Below are 22493 nucleotides of genomic sequence, written 5' to 3'. Positions count from 1 at the left end.
TACCCCACCCCCTATCGCGCATGACTAAGGAGGACGATCAGGTCTTGTCCGGGTCAGATCATCCGGTTGCAGGCGCTGCATGCCTGCCCGAGCATGTTGCCATCATCATGGATGGCAACGGGCGCTGGGCCAACATGCGGGGGCTGCCGCTGCTGGCGGGCCATCGCGCCGGGGCCGAGGCGGTGCAGCGCACTATTACGGTTGCGATCAAGCGTGGCGTGAAGTGGCTGACGCTTTATGCCTTTTCATCGGAAAACTGGCGGCGCACGCCCGGCGAGGTCGCTGACCTGACCGGGCTACTGCGCTTTTACCTGCGCCACAAGGTGGCCGAACTGTCGCGCGAAGGCGTGCGGCTGCGCATCATTGGCGACCTGACGCGCTTCCCCCCTGATATTCAGGAAGAAGCGCGGCGTGCCGAGCAGGTGACCATGGGCAATGACCGGCTGGTGCTGGTTCTTGCGCTTTCCTATGGCGGGCGGGCGGATATCGTGCAGGCAGCGGCCCGCATGGCGCAGGCCGTGGCGCGGGGCGATATCGCGGCTGACGAGATTGATGAATCCCTCTTTGCCAGCGCCCTGCTGACCGCAGGCATGCCGGACCCCGACCTGGTGGTGCGCACCAGCGGCGAGAGCCGCCTGTCGAACTTCCTGCTGTGGCAGTCGGCCTATGCCGAGCTGGTTTTTCTCGACACGCCGTGGCCGGATTTTGACGAAGCGCATTTCGATACCGTGCTCGAGATCTATTCGCGGCGTGAAAGGCGATTCGGTGCAAGACCGGCGTGAAGGGACGGCGGCTTCTGGCGCGCCTGCAAAATCCGGCAACTGGAAAGACCTGCGCGCGCGCGTGCTGTCGGCTGCGGTGCTGATACCGTGCGCCGGGCTGTGCGTGTGGTATGGCGGCCTGCTTTATGGCGCGATGATCGTGCTGGCCATGGCGGGCATGGCGGTCGAGTGGGCGCGGATGTTCGGCTTCGGGCTTGATACAAGGCGCGGGCAGTTGTGCATGGCATGGGCCGCGTGCATCGGTTTTGCCGCCGTGGCGGGCCACTGGAGCGGCGCGCTGCTGGTCATGGTGGCGGGGCTTGTGCTTGGTCCGGCCCTTGGGGCGGGGCAGGTGGCCATTGGCTGTGCCGGATTGTCGCTGCTGTGGCTGCGCGCCATGAGTGACCCGGGGGCAGGGGTGGTCCTGTTTGTCGTGGCCTGCGTGGCGCTGAGCGATACCGGGGCCTACATGACAGGCCGCCTGTTTGGTGGCCCCAAGCTGGCGCCGCGCATTTCGCCCGCCAAGACGTGGTCAGGCTCCATTGGCGGCCTTGCCTGCGCGGTGCTCGGCGGCATGCTGATCGCAGGCCTCATGCCCGCAGCCCAGCCGGGCGCGCTGTGGCGGGGTGCCGTGTTTGGCGGGGTGATCGCCCTTGCCGCCCAGGTGGGGGATCTTGCGGAAAGCGCGCTCAAGCGGGCGCGTGGCGTAAAGGATTCGGGCACCATCCTGCCCGGCCATGGCGGCCTGCTCGACCGTTTTGACGGGCTGCTGGTCGCGGCCCCCATGGCGGCCCTGCTGTCTTTGGGGGCGGCAGGACGGGCGGCTTTCTGGTATGTGGGCCAGCACTGAAGCCATGGTCCCGGTCATGGGACGTTTTGGGGAATAAGGTTGCAATGAAGACAGTTTCCGTTCTGGGCAGTACGGGCAGCATCGGCTGCTCCACGGTGGACCTGCTGCTGCAGGCGCCCGGGCAGTTCAGCACCGGCGCGCTGGTGGGCGGGCGCAATGTGGCCAAGCTGGCCGAGCAGGCCCGTGCCCTGAGTGCCCGCCGCGCGGTCATTGCTGATGAAACCCTGCTGCCGGAACTGGAAACCCTGCTGGCGGGCACGGGCATCGAGGCTGCCGGTGGCCGCAAGGCCGTGATTGAGGCGGCAAGCCTGCCGGTTGACTGGACCATGGCGGCCATTACGGGGGCGACCGGGCTGGAACCCACGCTGGCGGCGGTCAAGAACGGCAATGCCGTGGCCCTTGCCAACAAGGAGGCGCTGGTCTGCGCGGGCGATGTCATGCTCAAGGCCGTGGCCGATGCGGGGGCAACGCTACTGCCGGTCGATTCCGAGCATAACGCGGTGTTCCAGTCCATGGCCGACAAGCAGGCCGATGAGGTCGAGCAGATCATCCTCACCGCATCGGGCGGGCCGTTCCGCCGCGCCACGCTTGAGGAAATGGAAAAGGCCCCGCTTGAAGCCGCGCTCAAGCACCCGACCTGGACCATGGGGGCCAAGATCACCATCGATTCCGCCACCATGTTCAACAAGGGGCTGGAACTGATCGAGGCCGCCCGCCTGTTCAACGTGACCGAGGACAAGCTTGGCGTGGTCGTGCACCCGCAATCGGTCGTGCATGGCATGGTGCAGTATACCGATGGCTCCATCGTGGCCCAGCTTGGCTCGGCTGACATGCGCATCCCCATCGCCCACACGCTGGCCTGGCCCAAGCGCATGCCCACCAACTCGCCCCGGCTCGACCTTGCGGCGCTGGCGCGGCTTGATTTTGAAGCGCCTGATGAAGTCCGCTTCCCCGCGCTACGCCTTGCGCGCGAATCCCTGCGCGAGGGCGGGGCCATGCCGGCCATCCTGTCGGGGGCGAATGAGATCGCGGTCGAGGCTTTCCTCAAGCGCGAAATCGGCTTCCTTGATATTGCCCGCATCGTCGAGGACGTGATGCAGTCCATCGGGCCGCAGCGCGCGGATACGCTGGAGCAGGTCCTGCACTGGGATGGCGAGGCCCGCCGTGTCGCCCGCCTGCGCACCGCTGCCCGCGCAGCTTGATGTGATTGTGGATGGTCATGGCGGCCATCGGGGGATAGCGTAGCATTCATGCATGATCTGATCCGGACCCTTCTGGCGTTCTCCTTCGTGTTGGGAGTGCTGGTCTTCATCCACGAACTTGGTCACTATCTTGCCGCCCGCTGGCGTGGCGTGCATGTCGAGGTGTTTTCGATCGGTTTCGGTCGCCCGCTGCTGCGCTGGCATGACAGCGTGGGCACGGAATGGCGGCTGTGCCCGGTTCCGCTTGGCGGTTACGTGCGCCCGCACGGATTCGAAGGGCCGGAGGACGCGACCGAGGAACAGAAGGCCGCCTGGCAGCCCGGTCGCACCTTCCATGACAAGCCGGTGGGCTCGCGGGCCATCGTGATCCTGGCGGGGCCGGTTTTCAATTTCCTGCTCGCCATCGTGCTGTTTACCGGCCTGTATGCCACGACGGGCCAGCCGCACCTGCTGACGCAGGTTGACATGGTGATGTCAGGCAGTGCGGCCGCCGTGGCCGGGGTGGAGAAGGGCGATGTGATCACGCGCGTGGGCGATCATGCCGTGCGTGACGCGACCGACCTGCACGACTTCGTGGCCGCCCGGCCGGGCCTCGACACCACGCTGGGCATTCACCGCGCCGGAGGCGACAGCACGCTGCCCGTCCATATTGGCAGTGTAACGGAAAAGGGTGGCAAGTCGCAGGGGCAGCTTGGCGTGCTCTTTGCCGTTGCAATGGACAAGCCGCAATCCGTGCCGCACGCCTTCGTCTCGGCGGTGAAGGAGACGTGGAACGTTTCGGTCCAGACGCTTGAGGGGCTGTGGCAGATGGTCACCGGCCAGCACACCGCCAAGGATCTTGGCGGCCCGCTGCGCATTGCCCAGATGTCGGGGCAGGTGGCGCAGTACGGGGTGGCGAGCCTGGTTTCCTTCATGGCGCTGCTGTCGATCAATCTTGGGCTGATCAACCTGTTCCCGGTGCCGATTCTTGATGGCGGGCGACTGGTATTTTATATTTTTGAGGCTATTCTGGGGCGACCGGTATCGCGCCGGGTGCAGGAGGTCAGCTTCCAGGTTGGCTTCGCCCTCATTGCCGGGCTATTCCTGTTTTCGACATTTAACGATCTGTCACATTTTGGGCTGTTTCAGTGGCTCGCCTCGCGCGCTGGACACGGGTAAGGTGCACTGAGTGATACAAGTGCTTGCACAGTGTGGTGTATATCGGATAGGTGCGCCACCAAGGCTGATACATGACAGGAAGGGAGCCGGCCCTCCATCCGGTCTTAATGCATGGCTGATCCGCATGCCGAGTGGTGAGGAATAGCGATATTGTCGAGTAAACGTTCAGCGCTGCTTGCGTCTGTCTGCGTTGTGCCGCTGTTCTGGACCGCTGGCGCCTACGCACAGGATGAAGCGGCACAGAACACGCCATTCAGTGGAGAGGCGGCGCCCAGCGGCGCGGATGAGGCTCAGGCCCCCCAGGTGGAGGCAATCAAGCCCCCCCCGCTGGAGGACCCGATCGAGGCGGTTGACATCAAGGGCAACAGCCGGATCGAGACCAGCACCATCCTGTCCTACATGGTCGTGCAGCCCGGTGACCGGTTCAATCAGGATCTGCTCGACCGTTCGCTCAAGACGCTCTACGCCACCGGCCTGTTCCATGATGTAACGCTCAAGCGCGTGGGTAACGTGCTTGAAGTGCATGTGGTCGAGAATCCGATTGTCAACCGCATCGTGTTCGAGGGCAATCACGCCGCCAAGGATGAGGACCTGACCAAGGTCATCTCGCTGCGCCCGCGCGCGGTCTACTCGCCGCAGGGCATCGCGGCCGACCGGCAGAAGATTCTGGGCGTCTATGCCGAAAAGGCGCGTTACGCCGCCACCGTCACCCCCCAGATCATCCGGCTCGCGCATAACCGGGTGGATGTGATCTTCCATATCAACGAAGCGCAGAAGACCCTGATCAAGAAGGTCACGTTCGTTGGCAACAAGTCGTTCAGCAGCGCGCAACTCGCGGGCATTGTCTCCTCGAAGGAGACGGCATGGTACCGCTTCTTTGCCTCAAGCGACCAGTACAACCCCGAGCGCATCAAATACGACGCTGAACTGCTGCATCGTTTCTACCTCAAGAACGGCTTTGTCGATTTTCAGGTCAAGAACGCCACGGGCGAGCTCTCGCCCGACCGCAAGAGCTTCTACATCACCTATACGATGGAAGAAGGCCCGCGCTACCGCCTGAACAAGATGAGCGTGCAGTCCTCGCTGCGGCATGTCTCGGCGGATTCGATGAAGAAGTACATCTCGCTTTTCCACGGGCAGTGGTACGATGGCAGCGCGATCCAGCATAACGCCACCAACATGCAGGAGATGCTGCAGGGCAAGGGCTATCCCTTCGCCATGGTGCACCCCGAGATTGCCCGCAACCCCGAAAAGCGCACCGTCAACCTGCTGTTCGATATCAGCGAAGGGCCGCGGATGTATGTCGAGCGCATCGACATCAACGGCAACACCATTACGGAAGACAAGGTGATCCGCCGCCAGTTGCCCATGGCAGAAGGCGACCCGTACACCCCGCTCGACCGCAAATATTCCAAGATGATTCTTGAAGACCTCGGCTTCTTCAAGACCGTGTCGATCGACCAGACCCCGGGTTCCGCGCCGGACAAGGTTAACATCTCGGCCGATGTGGTGGAAAAGCCCACCGGCGAGTTCTCGCTTGGTGGCGGTTATTCGACCGATGCGGGCGTGCTCGGCAACCTTGGCCTCAAGCAGCATAACCTGCTCGGCACCGGCATCGATGCCGGCTTTACCGGCACCGCCGCGTATTATGAAGACCAGGCCGACATCTCGCTGACCGACCCGTATTTCCTCAACCGCAACCTTGTGGCCGGTATCGATATCTTCGGCATGCAGAACCATTACATGACCTATCAGAGCTACTCTGAAGGCCGGTATGGCATCACGCTGCGGATGGGCTATTCCTACAACAACCACCTGTCGCAGTCGTGGAGCTATACGCTGACCGACCGGCAGGTGGATGATACATGGTCGGATTCGTCGTATTACGTGCAGGACCAGTCCGGCTGGTCGCTGCTGTCGCAGCTGAGCACCACACTGACATACGATACACGCGACCGGCGGCAGCAACCGCATAAAGGTTTCGTGGTACGTGTGGGCGGTGACTTTGCGGGTATCGGCGGCAACGAGCGCTACCTGCGTGGCAAGGTCGATGCCGCCTACTACATTCCGCTCGACAGCATCATGGGCAACCATGACTGGACCGTCAGCTTCCGTGGTGGCGCGGGCGACATCATGAACTGGGGTGGCGGTCGCAGCGACATCATCGATAACTTCTATCTTGGTGGTAACTCGCTGCGCGGCTTCATGGATGGTGGCGTCGGGCCGCGAAGCTATGCCATTCCCGCGCGTGACGGCAACCCGATGCATTCGCAGCAGGACTTCCTGGGTGGCCGGTTCATGTATACGGCTTCGGCGCAGGTGGACTTCCCCATTCCGTTCGCCTCGGCCATGGGCATCAAGGGCCGTTACTTCGTGGATATGGGTGGCCTCGATGGCCTGCGCGTGCGCCGTCGCTACACCTCCATGAAGGACTGGCCGAAATATACCCCGGTCTATGACGATACGCTGACACCTGTTGTCTCGACAGGCGTGGGCATTGCGTGGAAGAGTCCGTTCGGTCTCGTGAATATCGATCTGGGTGTTCCTCTGCACAAGGGAACCAATGACAGGACCCAGCTGCTCCGCTTCGGCTTCGGCCAACAATTCTGAGGTGATAATGTTGCGTAAATCCGGCATCCGTCTGCTTGCCGCAACCGCTCTGCTCGGGTGGGGATATCAGGCCGTATCGAGCGCCCATGCGCAGGGATCCGGCGGCAATGCCGGGTGGTTCGTGCCCAAGGCGTCGCAGCCTGCGGCCCATGCCCCCCAGCGCGAGGCAGCCCCCCCCATGCCGCTCGCCACCGCCCCGACCGATATGGAGGAGGCGCAGTCCCAGAATCCGCCGATCCTGCCGCTGCCGCCCGTGCCCAAGGCGCCTGACGTGCCCAAGAGCGCGCCACCGCCGGCACCCGTCATTGGTGTGATCAGCGTGCCCGAAGTGATGCGCCTGTCGAGTGCCGCCCAGCAGGCCGAGCGCGTGCTCGGCGCCCGGCGTGATGACCTCGCGCGGGAGGCGCAGAAGGAGCAGGCTGGCTGGCGTGATGAGCAGCAGAAGCTGCAGGGCCAGGCAAAGACCATGGCCTCCGACCAGATCCAGGCCCAGGAGCGCAAGCTGCAGGAGCGGGTCATGGCGGCGCAGAAGGATTTTCGCAACCGCAACCGCGTCATTCAGGAGGCGGCTCAGGTGGCGTTGGGCCAGATCGAGCGTGAACTGGTGCAGATCATTCGGCAGGTGGCCGCCAGCCGCGGCATGAACCTTGTGCTGCACCGTGAGCAGGTGGCCCTGAGCCAGGAGCCGCTTGACGTTACGCAGCAGGTGGCAACCCAGCTTAACGCCGTGCTGCCCACCGTCTTCATCCCCGCGGCGGATGCCGACCCCGAGGTGCTGGCCAAATCGGGCACCATGCCCACCACGGCCGATGCCGACAAGCCCGCTCCCGCCCCGGCGGCTGCTGCGCCCGCCAAGCATTAAGGTCCGTTTCATGACAGTGACGCCGGACAACATACCAGGCGATCCACGCTTCTTTGTGACGCAGGGGCCATTTGATCTGGCGGACCTGGCCCGCTGCAGCGGCGCCGAACTGCGCGAGGCGAAGGATGGCGGCGAGGCGCGCCGCTTTACCGGCATCGCCCCCCTGCAATCCGCCACGCGCGCGCAGGTCAGCTTTCTTGATAACCGCCGCTATCTGCCCCTGCTTGAAGGCACAGGTGCCGGGGCCGTGATCGTGGCCCCCGCCTTTGCCGACAAGGTGCCCGCGCATGCGGCGGTGCTGGTATCGCGCGCGCCGTACCAGGCATGGGCGCGAATCGCCACGCTGTTCTATCCCGCGCCGCCGGTTGTGCCGGGCATTCACCCCACCGCCGTAATCGGCGCGGGCTGCGAGATTGATCCGACCGCCGCTATCGGCGCGTTTGCCGTGCTTGGTGAGCGGGTGCGCGTGGGGGCGGGGGTGGATATCGGCACCCATGCCAGCATTGGCGCGGGTGTCGAGATTGGTACGCGCTGCCGTATTGGCGCGCATGTCGCCATCTCGCACGCGCTGCTTGGCGAGCGGGTGACCCTGCTGCCTGGCGCGCGCATCGGGCAGGACGGGTTTGGCTTTGCCGTCACGCCCGAGGGCTTCGAGAACGTGCCGCAGCTTGGCCGTGTCATCCTGGAAGATGGCGTGGAGATCGGCGCCAATTCGACGGTGGATCGCGGCTCGATCCGTGATACCGTGATCGGTGCGGGCTCGCGCCTCGACAATCTGGTGCAGATTGGCCATAATGCGCGGCTGGGACGCTGCTGTATCGTCGTGTCCCAGGCAGGGATTTCCGGTTCTACCGAACTCGGTGATTTCGTGACCGTCGCGGCGCAGGCCGGGCTGATCGGGCATATCAAGATCGGTGCCAAGGCCCGGATCGGGGCGCAGTGTGGTGTCATGTCCGATGTGGATGCCGGAGCCGACGTGATCGGCAGTCCGGCGATGCCTTTCCGGGAATTCTTCCGGAACGTGGCCTTTCTGCGTCGAATGGCCAGGAAAACGACGCAGGATGGCGGCGGGGAAAAGGCTGACAGGGCCTGATCGCCAGACGTCATCAGATATTCAACCGGTAGGAGGCGCCGCGCCCATCTGGTGGCAGGTTTTCCCTCCTTACCGAACAAGTGGTTGGACGACGTGGATAAAGAAGTAGAGGCACTGCCAGCGGACGCCAAGCCCGCGACCCTGGAATCGATTGACATCATGCGGATCATGGAAGCGATTCCTCATCGCTATCCGTTCCTGCTGATTGACCGCATGGTCGATATCGTGCTGGGGCAGTCGGCGGTTGGCATCAAGAATGTCACGGTCAACGAGCCGCATTTCCAGGGGCATTTTCCTGCCCGCCCCGTCATGCCGGGCGTGCTCATCATCGAGGCGATGGCCCAGACCGCAGCAGCCCTGGTGGTGCTGACGCTCGGGCAGGCCTTCGAGGGCAAGCTGGTCTATTTCATGACCATCGACGGCGCGAAGTTCCGCCGCCCCGTCGGCCCGGGCGACCAGCTGCACATTCATGTGGAGAAGGAACGCAGCCGTGCCAATGTCTGGAAGTTCAAGGGCGTTGCGCGCGTTGATGGCGTGTCCGTTGCCGAGGCAACGTTCAGCGCCATGATCATGGGGTAATCCCGCAGGAAACCGGCTGCTGCGCGGTGCCGGTTCGTGAAGCCATAGTTACTTGCGGGGATGGAGGCTATTCTGGCAGGAAGTTCATCTAACGGTACCCAACTCGATGAACGGCGCGACAAAGCGCCTGAAATCCATCCGTCATCCATTGTTTCCAGCCGGGCGCGCATTGGTGGCGGGGTCCGGATCGGGCCGTGGTGCACGGTGGGGCCTGATGTCGAGATTGGCGATAATGTCGAACTGATCTCGCATGTGGTGATTGACGGCCATACCACGCTGGGTGAAGGGGTCGTGTGCTACCCGTTCACCACCGTGGGCATGGCGCCGCAGGACCTGAAATACAGGGGCGAGCCGACCGCGTGCGTGGTGGGTGCCCGCACCATCATCCGTGAAAACGTGACCATTCATCGCGGCACGGCCACGGGCACGGGTATTACCCGCATCGGGCCGGACTGCCTGATCATGGCCAACTCGCATGTGGCGCATGACTGCACGCTCGGGCGCGGGGTGATTATCGTCAACAACGTGGTCATGGGTGGCCATGTCACGATTGGCGATGGTGCCCGCATCATGGGGGCGGCGGCGCTGCACCAGTTCGTGCGCATTGGCCATGCGGCCCTTGTGGGCGGTGTGTGTGGCGTGGAAGCTGACGTGATCCCGTATGGCAGCGTGCTGGGCAACCGCGCGCGACTGGTGGGGCTGCACTGGATCTGGCTGCGGCGCAACGGCGTGCAGCCTGACGAGATCCGGCGCATGCGCCAGGCGTTCCGCGCGCTGTATCCCAAGGCGGCGCATGCTACCGGCACCGTGTTCCAGACCCGGCTCGAGCATGTGCGCAAGACCTATGCCGATGATGCCCGCGTGGTTGAAATTCTCGATTTTATCGCAGCTCCCAGCCATCGCGGGCTCGTGCGCGTGCAGAGCGGCGACATGATCGAGAGCGATGGCGCCTGAGCACGGAGCCGGTCGGCTTGCGGGGCAGTGTGTCGGCATCCTTGCCGGGGGCGGCCCGTTGCCCGGCCAGGTGGCCCGCGCGGTAACGCAGGCTGGCGGGCAGGTCTTTATCGTGGGCTTCCAGGGGTTTGCCGAGCCGGATGTGATCGGCCCCTGGCCCCACCGCATGATTCGCCTTGCCGCGGCGGGTGAAATCCTGTCCGCCCTGCATGAACATGGCTGCCGCGACCTAGTGCTGATTGGCCCGGTGCGGAGGCCCTCCCTTGTCAATCTGCGGCCTGATGCCACGGGGGCGCGCATTCTGGCGCGCATCGGCAAGGCCCTGTTCGCGGGCGATGACGGCCTGCTTGGCGCCATCGTGCGGGTGCTGGGCGAGGAAGGCTTCACCATTCGCGGCGCACATGAATATCTTGCCGGTTCCGTGGCCCGTCGGGGCGCGATGGGACAGCACGCGCCTGATGAAGCGGCTCTGGCTGACATGGAACTCGGTCGCCGGGTGGTGCGCCAGCTTGGTGCGCTTGATATCGGGCAGGGCTGCGTGGTGCAGGGCGGGCTGGTGCTGGCGGTCGAGGCGCTGGAAGGCACGGACCGCATGCTCGAGCGCGTGGGCGCGTTGCGGCAACCCGACCGGCCCGGCGGCGTTCTGGTCAAGATGGTCAAGCCCGGCCAGGAGCGCCGCGCCGACCTGCCCACAATCGGGCCGCGCACGGTAGCAGGCGCTGCGGCTGCAGGGCTGCGCGGCATTGCCATCGAGGCGGGGGCCACGCTCATGACCGATCCTGCCGCCTGCATTGCCATGGCGGATGAAGCCGGGCTGTTTCTGGCCGGATTTGCGGGCGGGGACGCAAAAACAACCTGAAGGGACAAACGCCAGTGGGAACTTACCTTCATACCATGGTGCGCGTGCGCAACCTCGAGGCAAGCCTTGCCTTCTACCAGTTGCTGGGCATGCAGGAGCTACGGCGCAAGGTGGTGCCGGAAGGCAAATACACCCTTGTGTTCATTGGCTATGGAGACAATGCCGCAGGCCAGGCCGAAATCGAGCTGACCTATAACTGGGGCGTTGATGATGGCTATGACGTGGGCACCGGTTTCGGTCACTTCGCGCTGGGCGTGCCGGATGTGAAAGCGTTGGTGGAGAAGGTGCGTACCGGTGGCGGCAAGGTCACGCGCGAGCCGGGGCCGGTCAAATTCGGCACCACCTTCATCGCCTTTGTGGAAGACCCGGATGGCTACAAGATCGAACTGATCGAAAAGCACCCCCACGCCTGATTGCCGTCAGGGCTGGCGCGCGGGCAGCAGGCGGCGCATGGCGCTGAGTTCCTTCGTGGTGGCCTCGAGGGCTGCAATAATGTCGCGCGCGGCAGTTCGCGTGCGTTCATCTTTGCTCAGGGCCAGCGAATCCGCCCGCAGCATGGCAGGCGAGAGGTGGCCGCGAATATCGTGGATGTGCCGCCTGAGCGCTTCGGTCATGGCAGTAATGGAGTCGGGGCTGGGGCTGGACATGGAAAATCATCCGGTTCGGGCTCAAGGGGCGGGCAGCATTGACGTTGCCCGAAAGCGGCAGTATAAGGCGCCGCTCGGGTCCTGTGCATGGTGTAGGGCCTGATGGAATTTATTCCGTAACCTGTCTGTCATTGTCAATCTGGGAGTGCCGTTGTGAAGCGCACGTATCAACCCTCGAAGCTGGTCCGCAAGCGTCGCCACGGCTTCCGTTCGCGTATGGAAACCGTTGGTGGCCGCAAGATTGTTGCAAACCGTCGCAGCAAGGGCCGCAAGCGTCTTTCTGCCTGAGGCAGGTGACGTCTTGACGTTACGGGCCTTTTCGAGGCCCGCAACGATGAATGTCTCTACTAAAGGGGCGGCTTGAAGTGGCCGATCAGTCCACGCGTCTTAAAAAACGCGCCGAGTTCCTGCGGGTCGCGGCCAAAGGCCGCAAGGCCCCCATGCCGGGGCTGGTGCTGCAGGCGCTTGAACGCGGTGACGCGGATGCCGCCCGTTTTGGTTTTACCGTTACCAAAAAAGTAGGTAATTCTGTCGTGCGCAATCGCGTGCGGCGGCGCCTGCGTGAGGTCGTGCGGATTATGGGCCGCGAGCGGGCGCTTGAAGGCGTCGATATCGTGGTCATAGGCCGTTCTGGCACGCGGGGGCGGCGGTTCGAGTCGCTTCTGGCCGATTACCGCAAGGCCCTGAGCAAGGCCGGGGTGAAGGAAGGATCGTGAGCACGTCTTCCATCAGCCTGCCTGCCCATGTGCTGCGCGCAATGATTCGCGCGTATCAACTGGTGATTCGCCCCATCTGGGGGGCGCATTGCCGTTTCACTCCTTCATGCAGTCATTATGCGCGCGACGCGATTGCCCTTCATGGGGCAGGGCGTGGTAGCGTGCTGGCCGGGTGGCGCATCCTGCGCTGCAACCCGTGGAACGCGGGCGGTCACGACCCTGTTCCCGGCACGGCCTGCGGCTGTGGCATGCAAAACAGTAAAAGTCTGGCGGGTCGCTGATGGATATCAAGCGTTTTATGGTGGCAACAGCACTGTCTGCCGTGGTGCTGGTCGGTTTCGAATATTTCCTGCCACAGCAGAACCATAAGACGGTCGAGCAGCAGGCGCCCGCGCCAGCACCGGCCCCAGCGCCTGCCGCAGGCGATGCTGCAGCCACCCCGGCGGCTGACCAGGCGGCGAAGCCTGATGCGCCCGACCCGCGGGTTACGATCGATGCCGGCCGGGTGGCTGGCTCGCTCGACCTGCGTGGTGCGCGGCTCGATGACCTCGTGCTCAAGAATTACCATGAAACCGTCAAGGACGGCAGCCCGCTCGTGCGCGTGCTCGCGCCGCGCGGCGAGGAGCAGCCCAACCTTGTCGAGGTGGGCTGGACCAATGTCAGCGGTGGCCAGGTGCGCGTGCCCGATGCCAATACGGTATGGACCGCCGACCACGACAAACTGACCGAGACGCAGCCCGTGACTCTGAGCTGGGATAACGGGCAGGGCCAGGTGTTCCAGATCGCCATCGCCATCGACCCCAACTACATGTTCACGGTCACGCAGAAGGTGGTCAACCATGGTGGCGAGGGGGTGTCGCTCTATCCGTTCTCACGCGTGGAGCGCGGCTACACCCCGGTCGAGACGGGTGGCTACCTGGTGCATGAGGGGCCGATCTCGGTCATTGATCACCGGCTTGATGAAAGCTCCTACAAGTCGCTGCGCAAGGCCGCCGTGCCACCGGGCAACATTGCGTGGTCCAAGTCCGGCCAGGGTGGCTGGGCTGGCATTACCGACAAATACTGGCTTTCTGCCGTAATTCCGCAGCAGGATAGCGATGTGGCGGCCAACTACGCCTTTGCATCGCAGGGCGGGGACAAGGGCATCTATGATGTCGGCTTTACCGCGCGTGCGCCGCTTGTCGTGGCGGCAGGTGGCGAGGCCAGCACCGAAAGCCATGTCTTTGCCGGTGCGAAGGAAGTGCCGCTGCTGGAGAAATACGAGTCCAGCCTGCATATCCCCGATTTCTGGAAAGCGGTTGATTTTGGCTGGTTTGCGTTCCTCACGCGCCCCATCTTCACGGTGCTGGACTGGCTGAACACCATGCTGGGCAATTTTGGTCTGGCCCTGATGGCGTTCACCCTGCTGGTCAAGGCGCTGTTCTTCCCGCTGGCCACCAAGCAGTTCCATTCCATGGGCAAGATGCGCCAGCTCCAGCCCAAGATCAAAGCCCTGCGCGAGCGCTATAAAGACGACCAGATGGCGCTCAACCAGCAGATGATCGCGCTGTACAAGCAGGAAGGCGTGAACCCTGCCAGCGGCTGCCTGCCCATGCTGCTGCAGATCCCGGTGTTCTGGTGCCTGTACAAGGACCTGTACGTGACCATCGAGATGCGTCATGCGCCGTTCTTTGGCTGGATCCATGACCTTTCGGCCTTTGACCCCACAAACCTGTTCACCCTGTTCGGGCTGATCCCGTGGGATCCTGCGGTCATCTCGCCCATGCTCCAGCTCGGCCTGTGGCCGATGGCGTTCGGGCTGACCATGTTCATCCAGCAGAAGCTGAACCCGGCCCCTTCGGTTGATCCGGCGCAGCAGAAGATGTTCCAGTTCATGCCGATCATCTTCACCTTCTTCATGGCGCGCCAGCCCGCTGGCCTCGTGATCTATTATTGCTGGAACAACCTGCTGACCATGCTGCAGCAGACCGTGATCCAGCACCGCATGAACACGAAGGCCGCCGCCGCGACCGGCCAGGCCAAGCTGCCGGCCGGGAAGAAATGACCGCAGGGACCAACATGGTGGATTTCTCGACCCCCGCCCCCACGCCAGAGGAAATGGAACGCGACCGTGAGATCGGTCGCGTGCTGTTTGCCGGTGAATTCAACTTCGTGTTTGGCGCGCAGAAGCTCGGGCAACTGCCTGACCCGATCCTGCCCGAGATCGCGTTTGCCGGTCGCTCCAACGTGGGCAAGTCCAGCCTGATCAACGCGCTGACCGGGCGCAGGGCGCTGGCGCGCGCCTCGTCCGAGCCGGGACGGACCAAGCAGCTCAACTTCTTTGAACTTGCCGACCGCCTTACCCTCGTTGACATGCCGGGCTACGGTTTTGCCAAGGCGGCGAAGGCGGTGAAGGAAGACTGGCAGGGCATGATGTTCTCCTACCTGCGCGGCAGGCCCACGCTGCGCCGCGTGGTGCTGCTACTTGACAGCCGGGTGGAACTCAAGGCCAGCGACGAAGAGATCATGAAGATGCTCGACCGCGCGGCCGTGACCTTTCAGGTCGTGCTGACCAAGTGCGACGTACCCAAGCCACCAGCGCTGGCAGCCAAGCTGCGCGCGGTGGGCGAGATCGTGCGCGCGCATGCCGCAGCCTTCCCCGATGTGCTGGCCACGAGCAGTACGACCGGGGCCGGGATTGAGGAATTGCGGGCCGAACTCGCCCGCCTGGCCAACCCGGTCTAGGCCGGATGCGGGCCTGCTCCTGCGCTGGTGCGCCGGGGGCAATGGATATGAAGCAGTCAGGAGCGAAGGAACCGTTCGGATGACAGGAACAGGATCGGCTGATCAGGACGCACAGGCTCGCGCCGAGGTTCTGGCCAGGGCGCTGCCTTATCTGCGGCGCTATGCGGGTGATACGGTTGTAGTGAAATATGGCGGCAGTGCGATGGTTGACACCACGCTCTCCACCGCATTCGGCCATGATATTGCTCTGCTCAAGCAGGTGGGTGTGAACCCGGTGGTGGTGCATGGCGGTGGCCCGCAGATCAGCGCCATGCTCAAGCGCCTGCAGATCGAATCCTCCTTCATCGACGGCCTGCGCGTGACCGATGCCGCCATGATCGATGTGATCGAGATGGTGCTCGGCGGCAAGGTGAACAAGCAGGTGGCGGGTCTCATCAACCGTGCTGGCGCGCTGGCGGTGGGCATTTCGGGGCTGGATGGCGGGCTGATCACCGCGCGCAGGCTCGTCCGCCGCGCGCGTGAAAACGGCGTGGAAACCGATCGCCTGCTCGACCTTGGCTTCGTGGGCGAGCCCGAGCGCATCGACCCGCGCGTGATCTATGCGCTGTCCGGCTCGGGGCTGATTCCGGTCATTGCGCCGATTGGCAGCAGTGCCAGTGGCGAGACCTACAACATCAATGCCGATACGGCCGCGGGTGCCATTGCAGGCGCGGTCAATGCCAGCCGCCTGCTGATGCTGACCGACGTGCCCGGTGTGCTTGATGGTAATGGCAAGCTGATCCCCGAACTCACGGCCGAGGATGCGCGCAAGGGCATTGCCAGCGGCATGATCTCGGGCGGGATGATCCCCAAGGTGGAAACCTGCCTCGAGGCCGTGCGCGCCGGCGCCAAGGCCGCCGTGATCCTTGATGGCCGGGTGCAGCATGCCTGCCTGCTCGAACTCTTTACCGAAGCCGGGCCAGGAACCCTCATTCGCAGCGCATGATGCGCAGTGCCACGCGGGCCTGCGGGCAGGAGGATGCGTTGACATTCCCCCTGATCCTCCGCATGGTCCGCTGGCAAATTAATACAGGTTTGCGGCCATGACAGGCCGGTAAAACCAGCCCAGACAGGATTTTGCAGATATGACCGATACATCCCTCCAGAGCCAGATCGAGGCCCTGTGGGAGCGTCGCGAGACGTTGTCCACCGCCACGACCGGCACCGATCGTGATGCCGTTGAAGCCGCGCTTCTGGCGCTGGATTCGGGCAAATTGCGCGTGGCCACGCCGGGCGCTGGCGGCTGGGTGGTGAATGAATGGCTCAAAAAGGCAGTGCTGCTGTCCTTCCGCCTCAACGATAACCGCCTTGTCGAAGGCGGCGGCGCAGGCGCGCCGAGCTATGACAAGGTGCCGCTGAAGTTTGCGGGCTGGGACCAGGCCGCCTTTGCCGCTGCCGGTTTCCGTGCGGTTCCCGGCTCGATCGTGCGTCGCTCCGCCTTTATCGCGCCGGGCGTGGTGCTGATGCCGAGCTTCGTCAACGCCGGTGCGTATGTCGATAGCGGCACGATGGTCGATACCTGGGTTACGATCGGTAGCTGCGCGCAGATTGGCAAGAACTGCCACATCAGCGGTGGCGTGGGCATTGGTGGCGTGCTCGAGCCGCTGCAGGCCGCCCCCGTCATCATCGAGGATGGCTGCTTCATCGGCGCGCGTTCGGAAGTGGCCGAAGGCGTTGTGGTCGAGCGTGGCAGCGTGCTGTCCATGGGCGTGTTCCTTGGTGCGTCCACCAAGATTGTTGACCGCACCACGGGCGAGGTCTTCATGGGCCGCGTCCCGGCTTACTCGGTGGTGGTGCCCGGCACCCTGCCGCCGCGCCAGGCCACATCCACCGATGGCAAGCCGCTGCCGTCGCTTGACTGTGCCGTGATCGTCAAGCGGGTGGACGAGCGCACCCGCTCCAAGACCTCGATCAACGACCTGCTGCGCGGCTGACCGGTAACGGAGATACACCTGATGGCGGATGATGGAATGGCTGGTCCGGAACAGGACCCCGGGGGCGTTGTCGCACTGGCGCGTGCGCTGATCCGCTGCCCTTCCGTCACGCCTGATGATGGTTGTGGCATCAACGCGCTGGCCGCCGTGCTCGAGGGCATCGGCTTCAGCGTGACCCTGCTGCCCTTTGGCGAGGGGGCCGCCCGCACGCCCAACCTGTTTGCCAGCCTTGGCACGGGCCAGCCGCATCTGTGCTTTGCGGGCCATACGGATGTGGTGCCGGTGGGTGATGCCGCCTGGACCCATGACCCCTTTGGCGGCGAAATACACGACGGCATCCTGTTCGGTCGTGGCGCGTGCGACATGAAGGGGGGCATTGCCGCCTTTGTCGCCGCCGTGCGCCTGTACCTGCAAAAGACGCCCCGGCTCCGGGGCACGATCAGCCTGCTGATCACCGGCGATGAGGAAGGCCCTGCCACCAACGGCACCGTGCGCGTGCTGGAATGGATGCAGGCCAATGGGCAGATCCCTGATTTCTGCCTGGTGGGCGAGCCCACCAATCCGGGCGAGATGGGCGAGGTCGTCAAGATCGGCCGGCGGGGCAGCCTCAATGCCCGCATTACCGTGCAGGGCATGCAGGGGCATGTGGCCTATCCGCACCGGGCGGATAACCCCATCCACCGGCTGCTTGCACTGCTGGGTGAACTGACGGCGGCCCCGCTGGATGCGGGTAGCGAATGGTTCGAGCCTTCAAGCCTGCAGGTGACCAGTCTTGACGTGGGCAATACGGCCAACAATGTCATACCGGCACGCGCACAGGCGCGGCTCAACATCCGCTTCAATGACCTGCATACCGGCGCGGACCTTGCGGGCTGGATCCGCACGGTGGTGGCCCGCCACGCGCCCAAGGCGGATGTGAGCATTGCCATCAGCGGGGAATCCTTCCTGACCACGCCCGATGCCCCGGTCGAGGCCCTGCGCCGGGCCGTGCATGCGGTGACGGGCCATGTGCCGAAGCTGGATACGGGGGGCGGCACGTCTGATGCCCGCTTCATCAGCCGCTACTGCCCCGTGGCCGAATTCGGCCTTGTCGGGGCCAGCATGCACAAGGCGGATGAGCATGTGGTGCTGGCCGACCTGAAGCAGCTTACGGCGATCTATTCCGGTTTTCTTGAAAAGGTAATGGGCTAATGTCCGATCGCGGCCCCTCTCCAACCCCGAACGCATCGGGGTTTGGCGTTATCCTCAAAGGCATGATGCTGCTGGGGCGGGGCCGTGCGGAAGGGATCGCCTGCTTTGGCAACACGCGCGATTCCGTGCTGGCTGCGCTGGCGCCCCGACTGGCGATGTGGCTGGTGCTGGGCGGGCTGACGCTGGGGGCGGCCCCGCAGGCCATCAGTGGCGTCAAGGTGCTGTTTGCGCTGTGCCTGATCCTGCTGCCTGCGGTCGTGACCAATGCGCTGGCCCGCCACTGGAAGCGCGAAGGGCTGTGGATGCGCTACATCACCGCGACATGGTGGACCGACTGGATCACCCTGTTTGTCGGCCTCGTGGTGGCGCTGCTCATGGCGCTGGCTTCGCCTAAGCTGCTGCAATCGGCAACGGGGGCGGGCATTCTCAACGGCGTGGAGTTTGGCTACAGCCTGTGGCTGACCTGGTACGTCGCCCGCGTGGGGCTGCTGCTGCGGCGCGGGCAGGCGGTGTTGCTGGTGCTGGCCATTCTGGGCAGCCTCGGGCTGCTCGTGGCGGCGACGGGGCTGCTTTCTCCCCACCAGCGGGCATGGCATGATTTTCTCTACCCGCTCATGGTCCAGCAGGCCCAGCCGCATTGAGGGACTGTCTGAAAATTCAGGCCCGGTCCTATCCTGGAAAGTAGAAAACACTCCTAGTGCCGCCTTTTTGCAAAAAGGCGGCGTTTTTTTGACGCTTCTTGAAAAAGCTTCACCAAAAACTTTCTTATGATTGACGGATGTTTTCTGGGCGGACTGTTCAGGCCGTCTCCTGAAACCGGGCTTTACCGGCTGAAGGGATTATCCTCATACCCCACCGCCGTCAGGCACAGCCCGTCTGGCGGGGCGGTGGGGCCTGCGGCGCGGCGGTCGCGGGCGGCAAGGGCCTCGGCCACCCGTTCCGGCTCCCAGCGGCCTTCTCCCACCATTTTCAGGGTGCCGACCATGTTGCGCACCTGATGGTGCAGGAAGGAACGGGCCGCGGTTTCAATCACCACGTATTCGCCTTCGCGGCGCACATCGAGCTTTTCGAGCGAGCGCACGGGGCTGCGCGCCTGGCAGGCGGAGGCGCGGAAAGACGTGAAATCATGCCGTCCGAGCAGGCAGCGTCCGGCGCGCTGCATGATGTCCACATCCAGCGGGGCCTTGATGTGCCACACCCGTCCTTCATCAAGGGCAGGGCGTGCTGCGCGGTTGAGAATGCGGTAGCGATAGGCGCGCGCGCAGGCGGAAAAGCGGGCATTCCAGTGCGGCAGCACCGGGCGTGCCATGAGCACGACCACCGGGTGGGGCTTCATGTAGAAATTCAGCCCGTCGCGTACCGTGGCACTCGACAGCGTGACATCGGCAGGAAAATCCAGATGCGCGACCTGTCCCGCCGCATGCACGCCCGCATCGGTGCGGCCTGCCGTGATGCTGCGCACCGTGCGGCCACCGGTCAGGTTGCGCGCGGCGCCTTCCAGCAGTCCCTGTACGGAGACGAGATCCTCCGGCGACTGGCGCTGCCAGCCCACAAGGCCCCGCCCGTCATATTCGAGCAGCACGGCCCAGCGGCAGACGGAAGGCGGGGCAATGTCATCAGGGCGGATGGTGGGAATGGCGGGGAGCGGGGGCGTGGTCTCGGTCATCGGTGGGTCACGCCACGCCCAGCCGCGTGCCAGCTTCCACGGCCTGCCCGCGCAGGAAGTCGGCGGCTTCCATCATGCCCCGGCCGGGGCGTTGCAGGCGCGTAATGCGCAGGGTCGTGCCCCCGCCACAGGCCACGCGCAGCCCGTCATCCACCACCGTGCCGGGGGTTGCCTGCGCGTTACCCTGCGCAACGCTTGCAGCCCCGATCTTGATCACCTGCCCGTCCAGCGTGGTGAACGTGCCGGGCCAGGGGGTTAGTGCGCGCACCTGCCGGTCGATTTCAGCGGCGGGACGGGTCCAGTCAATGCGCCCGTCCTCGCGGCTCAGGCGCTGCACGTAGGTGACCCCGCTTTCAGGCTGGGGGGTGCCGGGGTGGGGAGGCTGCGCCAGTACGTCCACGATCAGGCGACCGCCCATGGCGGCAAGGTCATCATGGAGCGTGGTGGCCGTGGTGTGGTCGGTCAGCGCCACATGGTCGCGCAGCAGCATGGCCCCGGTATCCAGGCCTGCATCCATCTGCATGATGGTCACGCCACTTTCACTGTCACCGGCCAGGATGGCGGCCTGGATGGGTGCCGCCCCGCGCCAGCGCGGCAGCAGGCTGGCATGGATGTTCAGGCAGCCGCGCGCGGGCGCATCGAGCATCTCGACAGGCAGGATCAGCCCATAGGCGGCCACGACGGCCGCATCGAGTTCGAGCGCGCGGAAAAACGCGTGTTCTTCCCCATTGCGGCGCAGCGACAGGGGCGTGCGCACGGGAATGCCGAGGTCTTCGGCTGCAAGATGCACCGGCGAGGGGCGCAGCTTTTTGCCACGGCCCGCAGGCCGGGGGGGCTGGCTATAGACGGTAACGATGTCATGCCCGGCCTGATGCAGGGCGCGCAGGGCGGGCACTGCAAAATCGGGCGTGCCCATGAAGGCCAGTCGCATGTCGTGTGGGTCCGTTCTGTCTGGGCCGGAACCCTTGGCGGGACAGGTCGGGTTCCGGCGGCGGCGGGTCCGCGCTCAGCACTCAGTGCTTGAGGCGCTGTTCCTTGGCCAGGCGGCGCATGATCATGTTGCGCTTGAGGGTGGAGAGATGATCGACGAACAGGATGCCCTCGAGATGGTCGATCTCGTGCTGCAGGCAGGTGGCCAGCAGGCCATTGGCCTCAAGCTCGTGCTTCTTGCCCTCCATGTCCTGGTAGCGCACGCGCACGGCCTCGGGGCGGACGACCTCGGCATACTGGTTGGGCAGCGACAGGCAGCCTTCCTCACGCACGGCCATGTCCTCGGTCTCGGCAATCACCTCGGGGTTGATCAGCACGAGCGGGTTGCGGGCCTCGCCTTTGTCGGACACGTCCACAATGGCGAAGCGCATGCCAAGCCCCACCTGGGGTGCGGCCAGCCCGATGCCGGGGGCTGCGTACATGGCGGCGAACATGCGAGGGATGGTGGTGCGCAGGTCGCCCATGTCCTCGGGGCGGACAAGACGGGTTTTTTGGCGCAGGACCGCCTGGGGCGCGACCAGGATCGGCATGGGGGTCGCCTGAGCGATGACATCATGATCAATCATAGTATCGCCATTTAGCGTTTCCGCCCGCGTGATGCCAGTAGGGATGCACGCAAAATGCACCCGCGCGGTGCGGTCTGCTCCCTTGTGCATTTCTATTATTCTCCCATATCGTAAGGGAACGGAGGGCGGATGCCGTTTCGGGTCCGTTTTTTTCCGTTTCCTGTCTCGCTCACAGCAGAGGAGGCCGATTTGTCGGGAAGAGTTTTCGGGTCGCCCATGTTCCTTGGGTTCGACCATCTGGAGCAGATGCTTGAACGGGCATCAAAGAATGCATCGGACGGGTATCCGCCCTACAACATAGAGCAGGTCAGCCCCAGCACGCTGCGCATTACGCTCGCGGTGGCGGGGTTCGTGATGGAAGACCTGCACATAACGCAGGAAGACAACCAGCTTGTCATCCGCGGCCGCCAGAGCGACGACGGGCAGGGGCGTATTTTCCTGCATCGTGGCATTGCGGCGCGGCAGTTCCAGAAGGCGTTCGTGCTCGCTGAGGGAATCGAGGTCGGCGGCGCATGGATGGATAACGGGCTGCTGCATATCGAACTCGCCCGCCCGCAGCCTGAAGTGCGCGTGCGCAAGATCGAGATTGCCCGCGCCCCGCAGGCCAGTCCGCCGTCGTCGCGTGATCGTGTTGCGCCGGTGGTTGATGTGCCCGCCGGGCGCAAGCAACGTGTTGTCAGGGTAATTGACGAAGACTGACCCCGTATGGTCAGTCCGCCCTGTTGCGATGCGGAGACGAAGGGCACGAGGCCCTTCATGATGCAGGAGATGACGCCATGAGAGTCACGACAAGCAATGGCCGGGTGCTGCTGCAAGGCGAACCGGCACAGCCCACAACCAGCCCCCACATGATCAGCACGGGCGAACTGCGCGGGCTGGGCATGGAGGCGGTAGCCTATATCCGCGCGGTGCAGGTCGAGGGCGAGGACGCCTTCGCCATCCATGCCGCCGATGGCACGCCGCTTGCGGTTGCCGAGGACCGCGATGATGCGGTCAATGCCATCGTCCAGCACGACATGATGCTGGTGCCGCTGCACTAGCACTTGGTGCATGCCCCATAAACAGATGGCCCTGCTCCCGTATCCGGGGGCA

The 22493-nt window shown here is 64.3% G+C and carries 26 protein-coding genes; 22 read left to right on the top strand and 4 right to left on the bottom strand.

Features of this window, described 5'->3' with window-relative positions; all coding sequences use genetic code 11:
- Positions 1 to 20 precede the first annotated feature (20 nt).
- From uppS to gloA, 11 genes are all read left to right on the top strand, one after another.
- Positions 21 to 782, top strand: coding sequence for a polyprenyl diphosphate synthase (gene uppS, locus QEG70_RS07040; protein WP_374762562.1), 762 nt, complete (start codon positions 21 to 23; stop codon positions 780 to 782).
- Positions 766 to 1611 (top strand): phosphatidate cytidylyltransferase, encoded by an 846-nt coding sequence (locus QEG70_RS07035; protein WP_308720013.1) that lies wholly within the window; start codon positions 766 to 768, stop codon positions 1609 to 1611. Before uppS ends, QEG70_RS07035 begins: the two co-directional genes overlap by 17 nt.
- Positions 1612 to 1655: 44 nt before the next feature.
- A complete protein-coding gene (dxr, locus tag QEG70_RS07030) occupies positions 1656 to 2813 on the top strand; it encodes a 1-deoxy-D-xylulose-5-phosphate reductoisomerase (protein WP_308720012.1) in 1158 nt (385 codons plus the stop codon).
- Positions 2814 to 2861: 48 nt separating this feature from the next.
- Entirely contained in the window at positions 2862 to 3971 is a 1110-nt protein-coding gene (gene rseP / locus QEG70_RS07025) for an RIP metalloprotease RseP (RefSeq protein WP_308720011.1), read from the top strand.
- Between the two features lie 141 nt (positions 3972 to 4112).
- Positions 4113 to 6581 (top strand): outer membrane protein assembly factor BamA, encoded by a 2469-nt coding sequence (bamA, locus tag QEG70_RS07020; protein WP_475704681.1) that lies wholly within the window; start codon positions 4113 to 4115, stop codon positions 6579 to 6581.
- Between the two features lie 7 nt (positions 6582 to 6588).
- Entirely contained in the window at positions 6589 to 7443 is an 855-nt protein-coding gene (locus tag QEG70_RS07015; protein WP_308720010.1) for an OmpH/Skp family outer membrane protein, read from the top strand.
- 10 nt (positions 7444 to 7453) lie between these two features.
- Complete coding sequence (lpxD, locus tag QEG70_RS07010; RefSeq protein WP_308720009.1) at positions 7454 to 8536, top strand: UDP-3-O-(3-hydroxymyristoyl)glucosamine N-acyltransferase; 1083 nt, start codon at positions 7454 to 7456, stop codon at positions 8534 to 8536.
- Between the two features lie 93 nt (positions 8537 to 8629).
- A complete protein-coding gene (gene fabZ / locus QEG70_RS07005) occupies positions 8630 to 9115 on the top strand; it encodes a 3-hydroxyacyl-ACP dehydratase FabZ (RefSeq protein WP_061271642.1) in 486 nt (161 codons plus the stop codon).
- Between the two features lie 60 nt (positions 9116 to 9175).
- Positions 9176 to 10069, top strand: a complete 894-nt coding sequence (lpxA, locus tag QEG70_RS07000) for an acyl-ACP--UDP-N-acetylglucosamine O-acyltransferase (protein ID WP_308720008.1) — start codon at positions 9176 to 9178, stop codon at positions 10067 to 10069.
- A complete protein-coding gene (locus QEG70_RS06995) occupies positions 10059 to 10928 on the top strand; it encodes an LpxI family protein (protein WP_308720007.1) in 870 nt (289 codons plus the stop codon). The genes lpxA and QEG70_RS06995 overlap by 11 nt, the downstream gene beginning before the upstream one ends.
- 14 nt (positions 10929 to 10942) lie before the next feature.
- The gene (gene gloA, locus QEG70_RS06990; protein ID WP_308720006.1) at positions 10943 to 11341 is read left to right on the top strand and encodes a lactoylglutathione lyase; all 399 of its coding nucleotides are present in this window, start codon (positions 10943 to 10945) and stop codon (positions 11339 to 11341) included.
- 6 nt (positions 11342 to 11347) lie between these two features.
- Here gloA and QEG70_RS06985 read toward each other — a convergent pair whose 3' ends face one another.
- Positions 11348 to 11575 carry a hypothetical protein gene (locus QEG70_RS06985; protein ID WP_308720005.1) on the bottom strand — a complete coding sequence of 76 codons (228 nt, stop codon included), beginning with the start codon at positions 11573 to 11575 and terminating at the stop codon, positions 11348 to 11350.
- A gap of 153 nt (positions 11576 to 11728) precedes the next feature.
- On the opposite strand from QEG70_RS06985, the gene rpmH reads away from it, so the two are divergent.
- The 9 genes from rpmH (at position 11729) to QEG70_RS06940 (ending at position 18820) form a co-directional block, all read left to right on the top strand.
- Positions 11729 to 11863, top strand: a complete 135-nt coding sequence (gene rpmH, locus QEG70_RS06980; protein WP_078526639.1) for a 50S ribosomal protein L34 — start codon at positions 11729 to 11731, stop codon at positions 11861 to 11863.
- 77 nt (positions 11864 to 11940) lie between these two features.
- Positions 11941 to 12291 carry a ribonuclease P protein component gene (gene rnpA / locus QEG70_RS06975; protein WP_308720220.1) on the top strand — a complete coding sequence of 117 codons (351 nt, stop codon included), beginning with the start codon at positions 11941 to 11943 and terminating at the stop codon, positions 12289 to 12291.
- Entirely contained in the window at positions 12288 to 12572 is a 285-nt protein-coding gene (gene yidD, locus QEG70_RS06970) for a membrane protein insertion efficiency factor YidD (RefSeq protein WP_061271551.1), read from the top strand. Before rnpA ends, yidD begins: the two co-directional genes overlap by 4 nt.
- Positions 12572 to 14335: a membrane protein insertase YidC gene (yidC, locus tag QEG70_RS06965; protein WP_308720004.1), complete on the top strand. Its 1764-nt coding sequence runs from the start codon at positions 12572 to 12574 to the stop codon at positions 14333 to 14335. The genes yidD and yidC overlap by 1 nt, the downstream gene beginning before the upstream one ends.
- Before the next feature lie 14 nt (positions 14336 to 14349).
- Complete coding sequence (gene yihA, locus QEG70_RS06960) at positions 14350 to 15015, top strand: ribosome biogenesis GTP-binding protein YihA/YsxC (RefSeq protein ID WP_308720219.1); 666 nt, start codon at positions 14350 to 14352, stop codon at positions 15013 to 15015.
- A 79-nt stretch (positions 15016 to 15094) separates the two neighbouring features.
- Complete coding sequence (gene argB, locus QEG70_RS06955) at positions 15095 to 16000, top strand: acetylglutamate kinase (protein WP_308720003.1); 906 nt, start codon at positions 15095 to 15097, stop codon at positions 15998 to 16000.
- Between the two features lie 139 nt (positions 16001 to 16139).
- Entirely contained in the window at positions 16140 to 16988 is an 849-nt protein-coding gene (gene dapD / locus QEG70_RS06950; protein ID WP_308720002.1) for a 2,3,4,5-tetrahydropyridine-2,6-dicarboxylate N-succinyltransferase, read from the top strand.
- A gap of 36 nt (positions 16989 to 17024) precedes the next feature.
- Positions 17025 to 18179 (top strand): succinyl-diaminopimelate desuccinylase, encoded by a 1155-nt coding sequence (gene dapE / locus QEG70_RS06945; protein ID WP_308720218.1) that lies wholly within the window; start codon positions 17025 to 17027, stop codon positions 18177 to 18179.
- Positions 18179 to 18820: a hypothetical protein gene (locus QEG70_RS06940; protein WP_308720001.1), complete on the top strand. Its 642-nt coding sequence runs from the start codon at positions 18179 to 18181 to the stop codon at positions 18818 to 18820. The genes dapE and QEG70_RS06940 overlap by 1 nt, the downstream gene beginning before the upstream one ends.
- 182 nt (positions 18821 to 19002) lie before the next feature.
- Here the strand turns inward: QEG70_RS06940 and truA are convergent, their stop codons facing one another.
- The 3 genes from truA to def all read right to left on the bottom strand — a co-directional run bounded on the left by truA (position 19003) and on the right by def (position 21401).
- Positions 19003 to 19845: a tRNA pseudouridine(38-40) synthase TruA gene (truA, locus tag QEG70_RS06935; protein WP_308720000.1), complete on the bottom strand. Its 843-nt coding sequence runs from the start codon at positions 19843 to 19845 to the stop codon at positions 19003 to 19005.
- A gap of 7 nt (positions 19846 to 19852) precedes the next feature.
- Positions 19853 to 20776 carry a methionyl-tRNA formyltransferase gene (gene fmt / locus QEG70_RS06930; RefSeq protein ID WP_308719999.1) on the bottom strand — a complete coding sequence of 308 codons (924 nt, stop codon included), beginning with the start codon at positions 20774 to 20776 and terminating at the stop codon, positions 19853 to 19855.
- Positions 20777 to 20858: 82 nt separating this feature from the next.
- A complete protein-coding gene (gene def / locus QEG70_RS06925; protein WP_308720217.1) occupies positions 20859 to 21401 on the bottom strand; it encodes a peptide deformylase in 543 nt (180 codons plus the stop codon).
- A 216-nt stretch (positions 21402 to 21617) separates the two neighbouring features.
- On the opposite strand from def, the gene QEG70_RS06920 reads away from it, so the two are divergent.
- Entirely contained in the window at positions 21618 to 22100 is a 483-nt protein-coding gene (locus tag QEG70_RS06920; RefSeq protein WP_308720216.1) for an Hsp20 family protein, read from the top strand.
- A gap of 77 nt (positions 22101 to 22177) precedes the next feature.
- Positions 22178 to 22441 carry a DUF1150 family protein gene (locus QEG70_RS06915; RefSeq protein WP_308719998.1) on the top strand — a complete coding sequence of 88 codons (264 nt, stop codon included), beginning with the start codon at positions 22178 to 22180 and terminating at the stop codon, positions 22439 to 22441.
- The last annotated feature ends 52 nt before the right edge of the window (positions 22442 to 22493 follow it).

Source organism: Komagataeibacter xylinus (assembly GCF_031081985.1).
In the GTDB taxonomy this organism is placed as follows: domain Bacteria; phylum Pseudomonadota; class Alphaproteobacteria; order Acetobacterales; family Acetobacteraceae; genus Komagataeibacter; species Komagataeibacter xylinus_E.
The sequence above is the reverse complement of the archived record's forward strand: the minus strand, read 5'-3'. Positions and strand labels throughout refer to the sequence as shown.

Coding starts and splice junctions, on each gene's coding strand:
- dxr (WP_308720012.1), top strand. CDS start 1,656: ATGAAGACAGTTTCCGTTCTGGGCAGTACGGGCAGCATCGGCTGCTCC.
- QEG70_RS06995 (WP_308720007.1), top strand. CDS start 10,059: ATGGCGCCTGAGCACGGAGCCGGTCGGCTTGCGGGGCAGTGTGTCGGC.
- dapE (WP_308720218.1), top strand. CDS start 17,025: ATGGCTGGTCCGGAACAGGACCCCGGGGGCGTTGTCGCACTGGCGCGT.
- def (WP_308720217.1), bottom strand. CDS start 21,401: ATGATTGATCATGATGTCATCGCTCAGGCGACCCCCATGCCGATCCTG.
- lpxA (WP_308720008.1), top strand. CDS start 9,176: ATGGAGGCTATTCTGGCAGGAAGTTCATCTAACGGTACCCAACTCGAT.
- truA (WP_308720000.1), bottom strand. CDS start 19,845: ATGACCGAGACCACGCCCCCGCTCCCCGCCATTCCCACCATCCGCCCT.
- QEG70_RS06940 (WP_308720001.1), top strand. CDS start 18,179: ATGTCCGATCGCGGCCCCTCTCCAACCCCGAACGCATCGGGGTTTGGC.
- yidC (WP_308720004.1), top strand. CDS start 12,572: ATGGATATCAAGCGTTTTATGGTGGCAACAGCACTGTCTGCCGTGGTG.
- argB (WP_308720003.1), top strand. CDS start 15,095: ATGACAGGAACAGGATCGGCTGATCAGGACGCACAGGCTCGCGCCGAG.
- rseP (WP_308720011.1), top strand. CDS start 2,862: ATGCATGATCTGATCCGGACCCTTCTGGCGTTCTCCTTCGTGTTGGGA.
- lpxD (WP_308720009.1), top strand. CDS start 7,454: ATGACAGTGACGCCGGACAACATACCAGGCGATCCACGCTTCTTTGTG.
- yihA (WP_308720219.1), top strand. CDS start 14,350: ATGGTGGATTTCTCGACCCCCGCCCCCACGCCAGAGGAAATGGAACGC.
- uppS (WP_374762562.1), top strand. CDS start 21: ATGACTAAGGAGGACGATCAGGTCTTGTCCGGGTCAGATCATCCGGTT.
- QEG70_RS06920 (WP_308720216.1), top strand. CDS start 21,618: ATGTTCCTTGGGTTCGACCATCTGGAGCAGATGCTTGAACGGGCATCA.
- QEG70_RS06985 (WP_308720005.1), bottom strand. CDS start 11,575: ATGTCCAGCCCCAGCCCCGACTCCATTACTGCCATGACCGAAGCGCTC.
- dapD (WP_308720002.1), top strand. CDS start 16,140: ATGACCGATACATCCCTCCAGAGCCAGATCGAGGCCCTGTGGGAGCGT.
- QEG70_RS06915 (WP_308719998.1), top strand. CDS start 22,178: ATGAGAGTCACGACAAGCAATGGCCGGGTGCTGCTGCAAGGCGAACCG.
- fmt (WP_308719999.1), bottom strand. CDS start 20,776: ATGCGACTGGCCTTCATGGGCACGCCCGATTTTGCAGTGCCCGCCCTG.
- QEG70_RS07015 (WP_308720010.1), top strand. CDS start 6,589: ATGTTGCGTAAATCCGGCATCCGTCTGCTTGCCGCAACCGCTCTGCTC.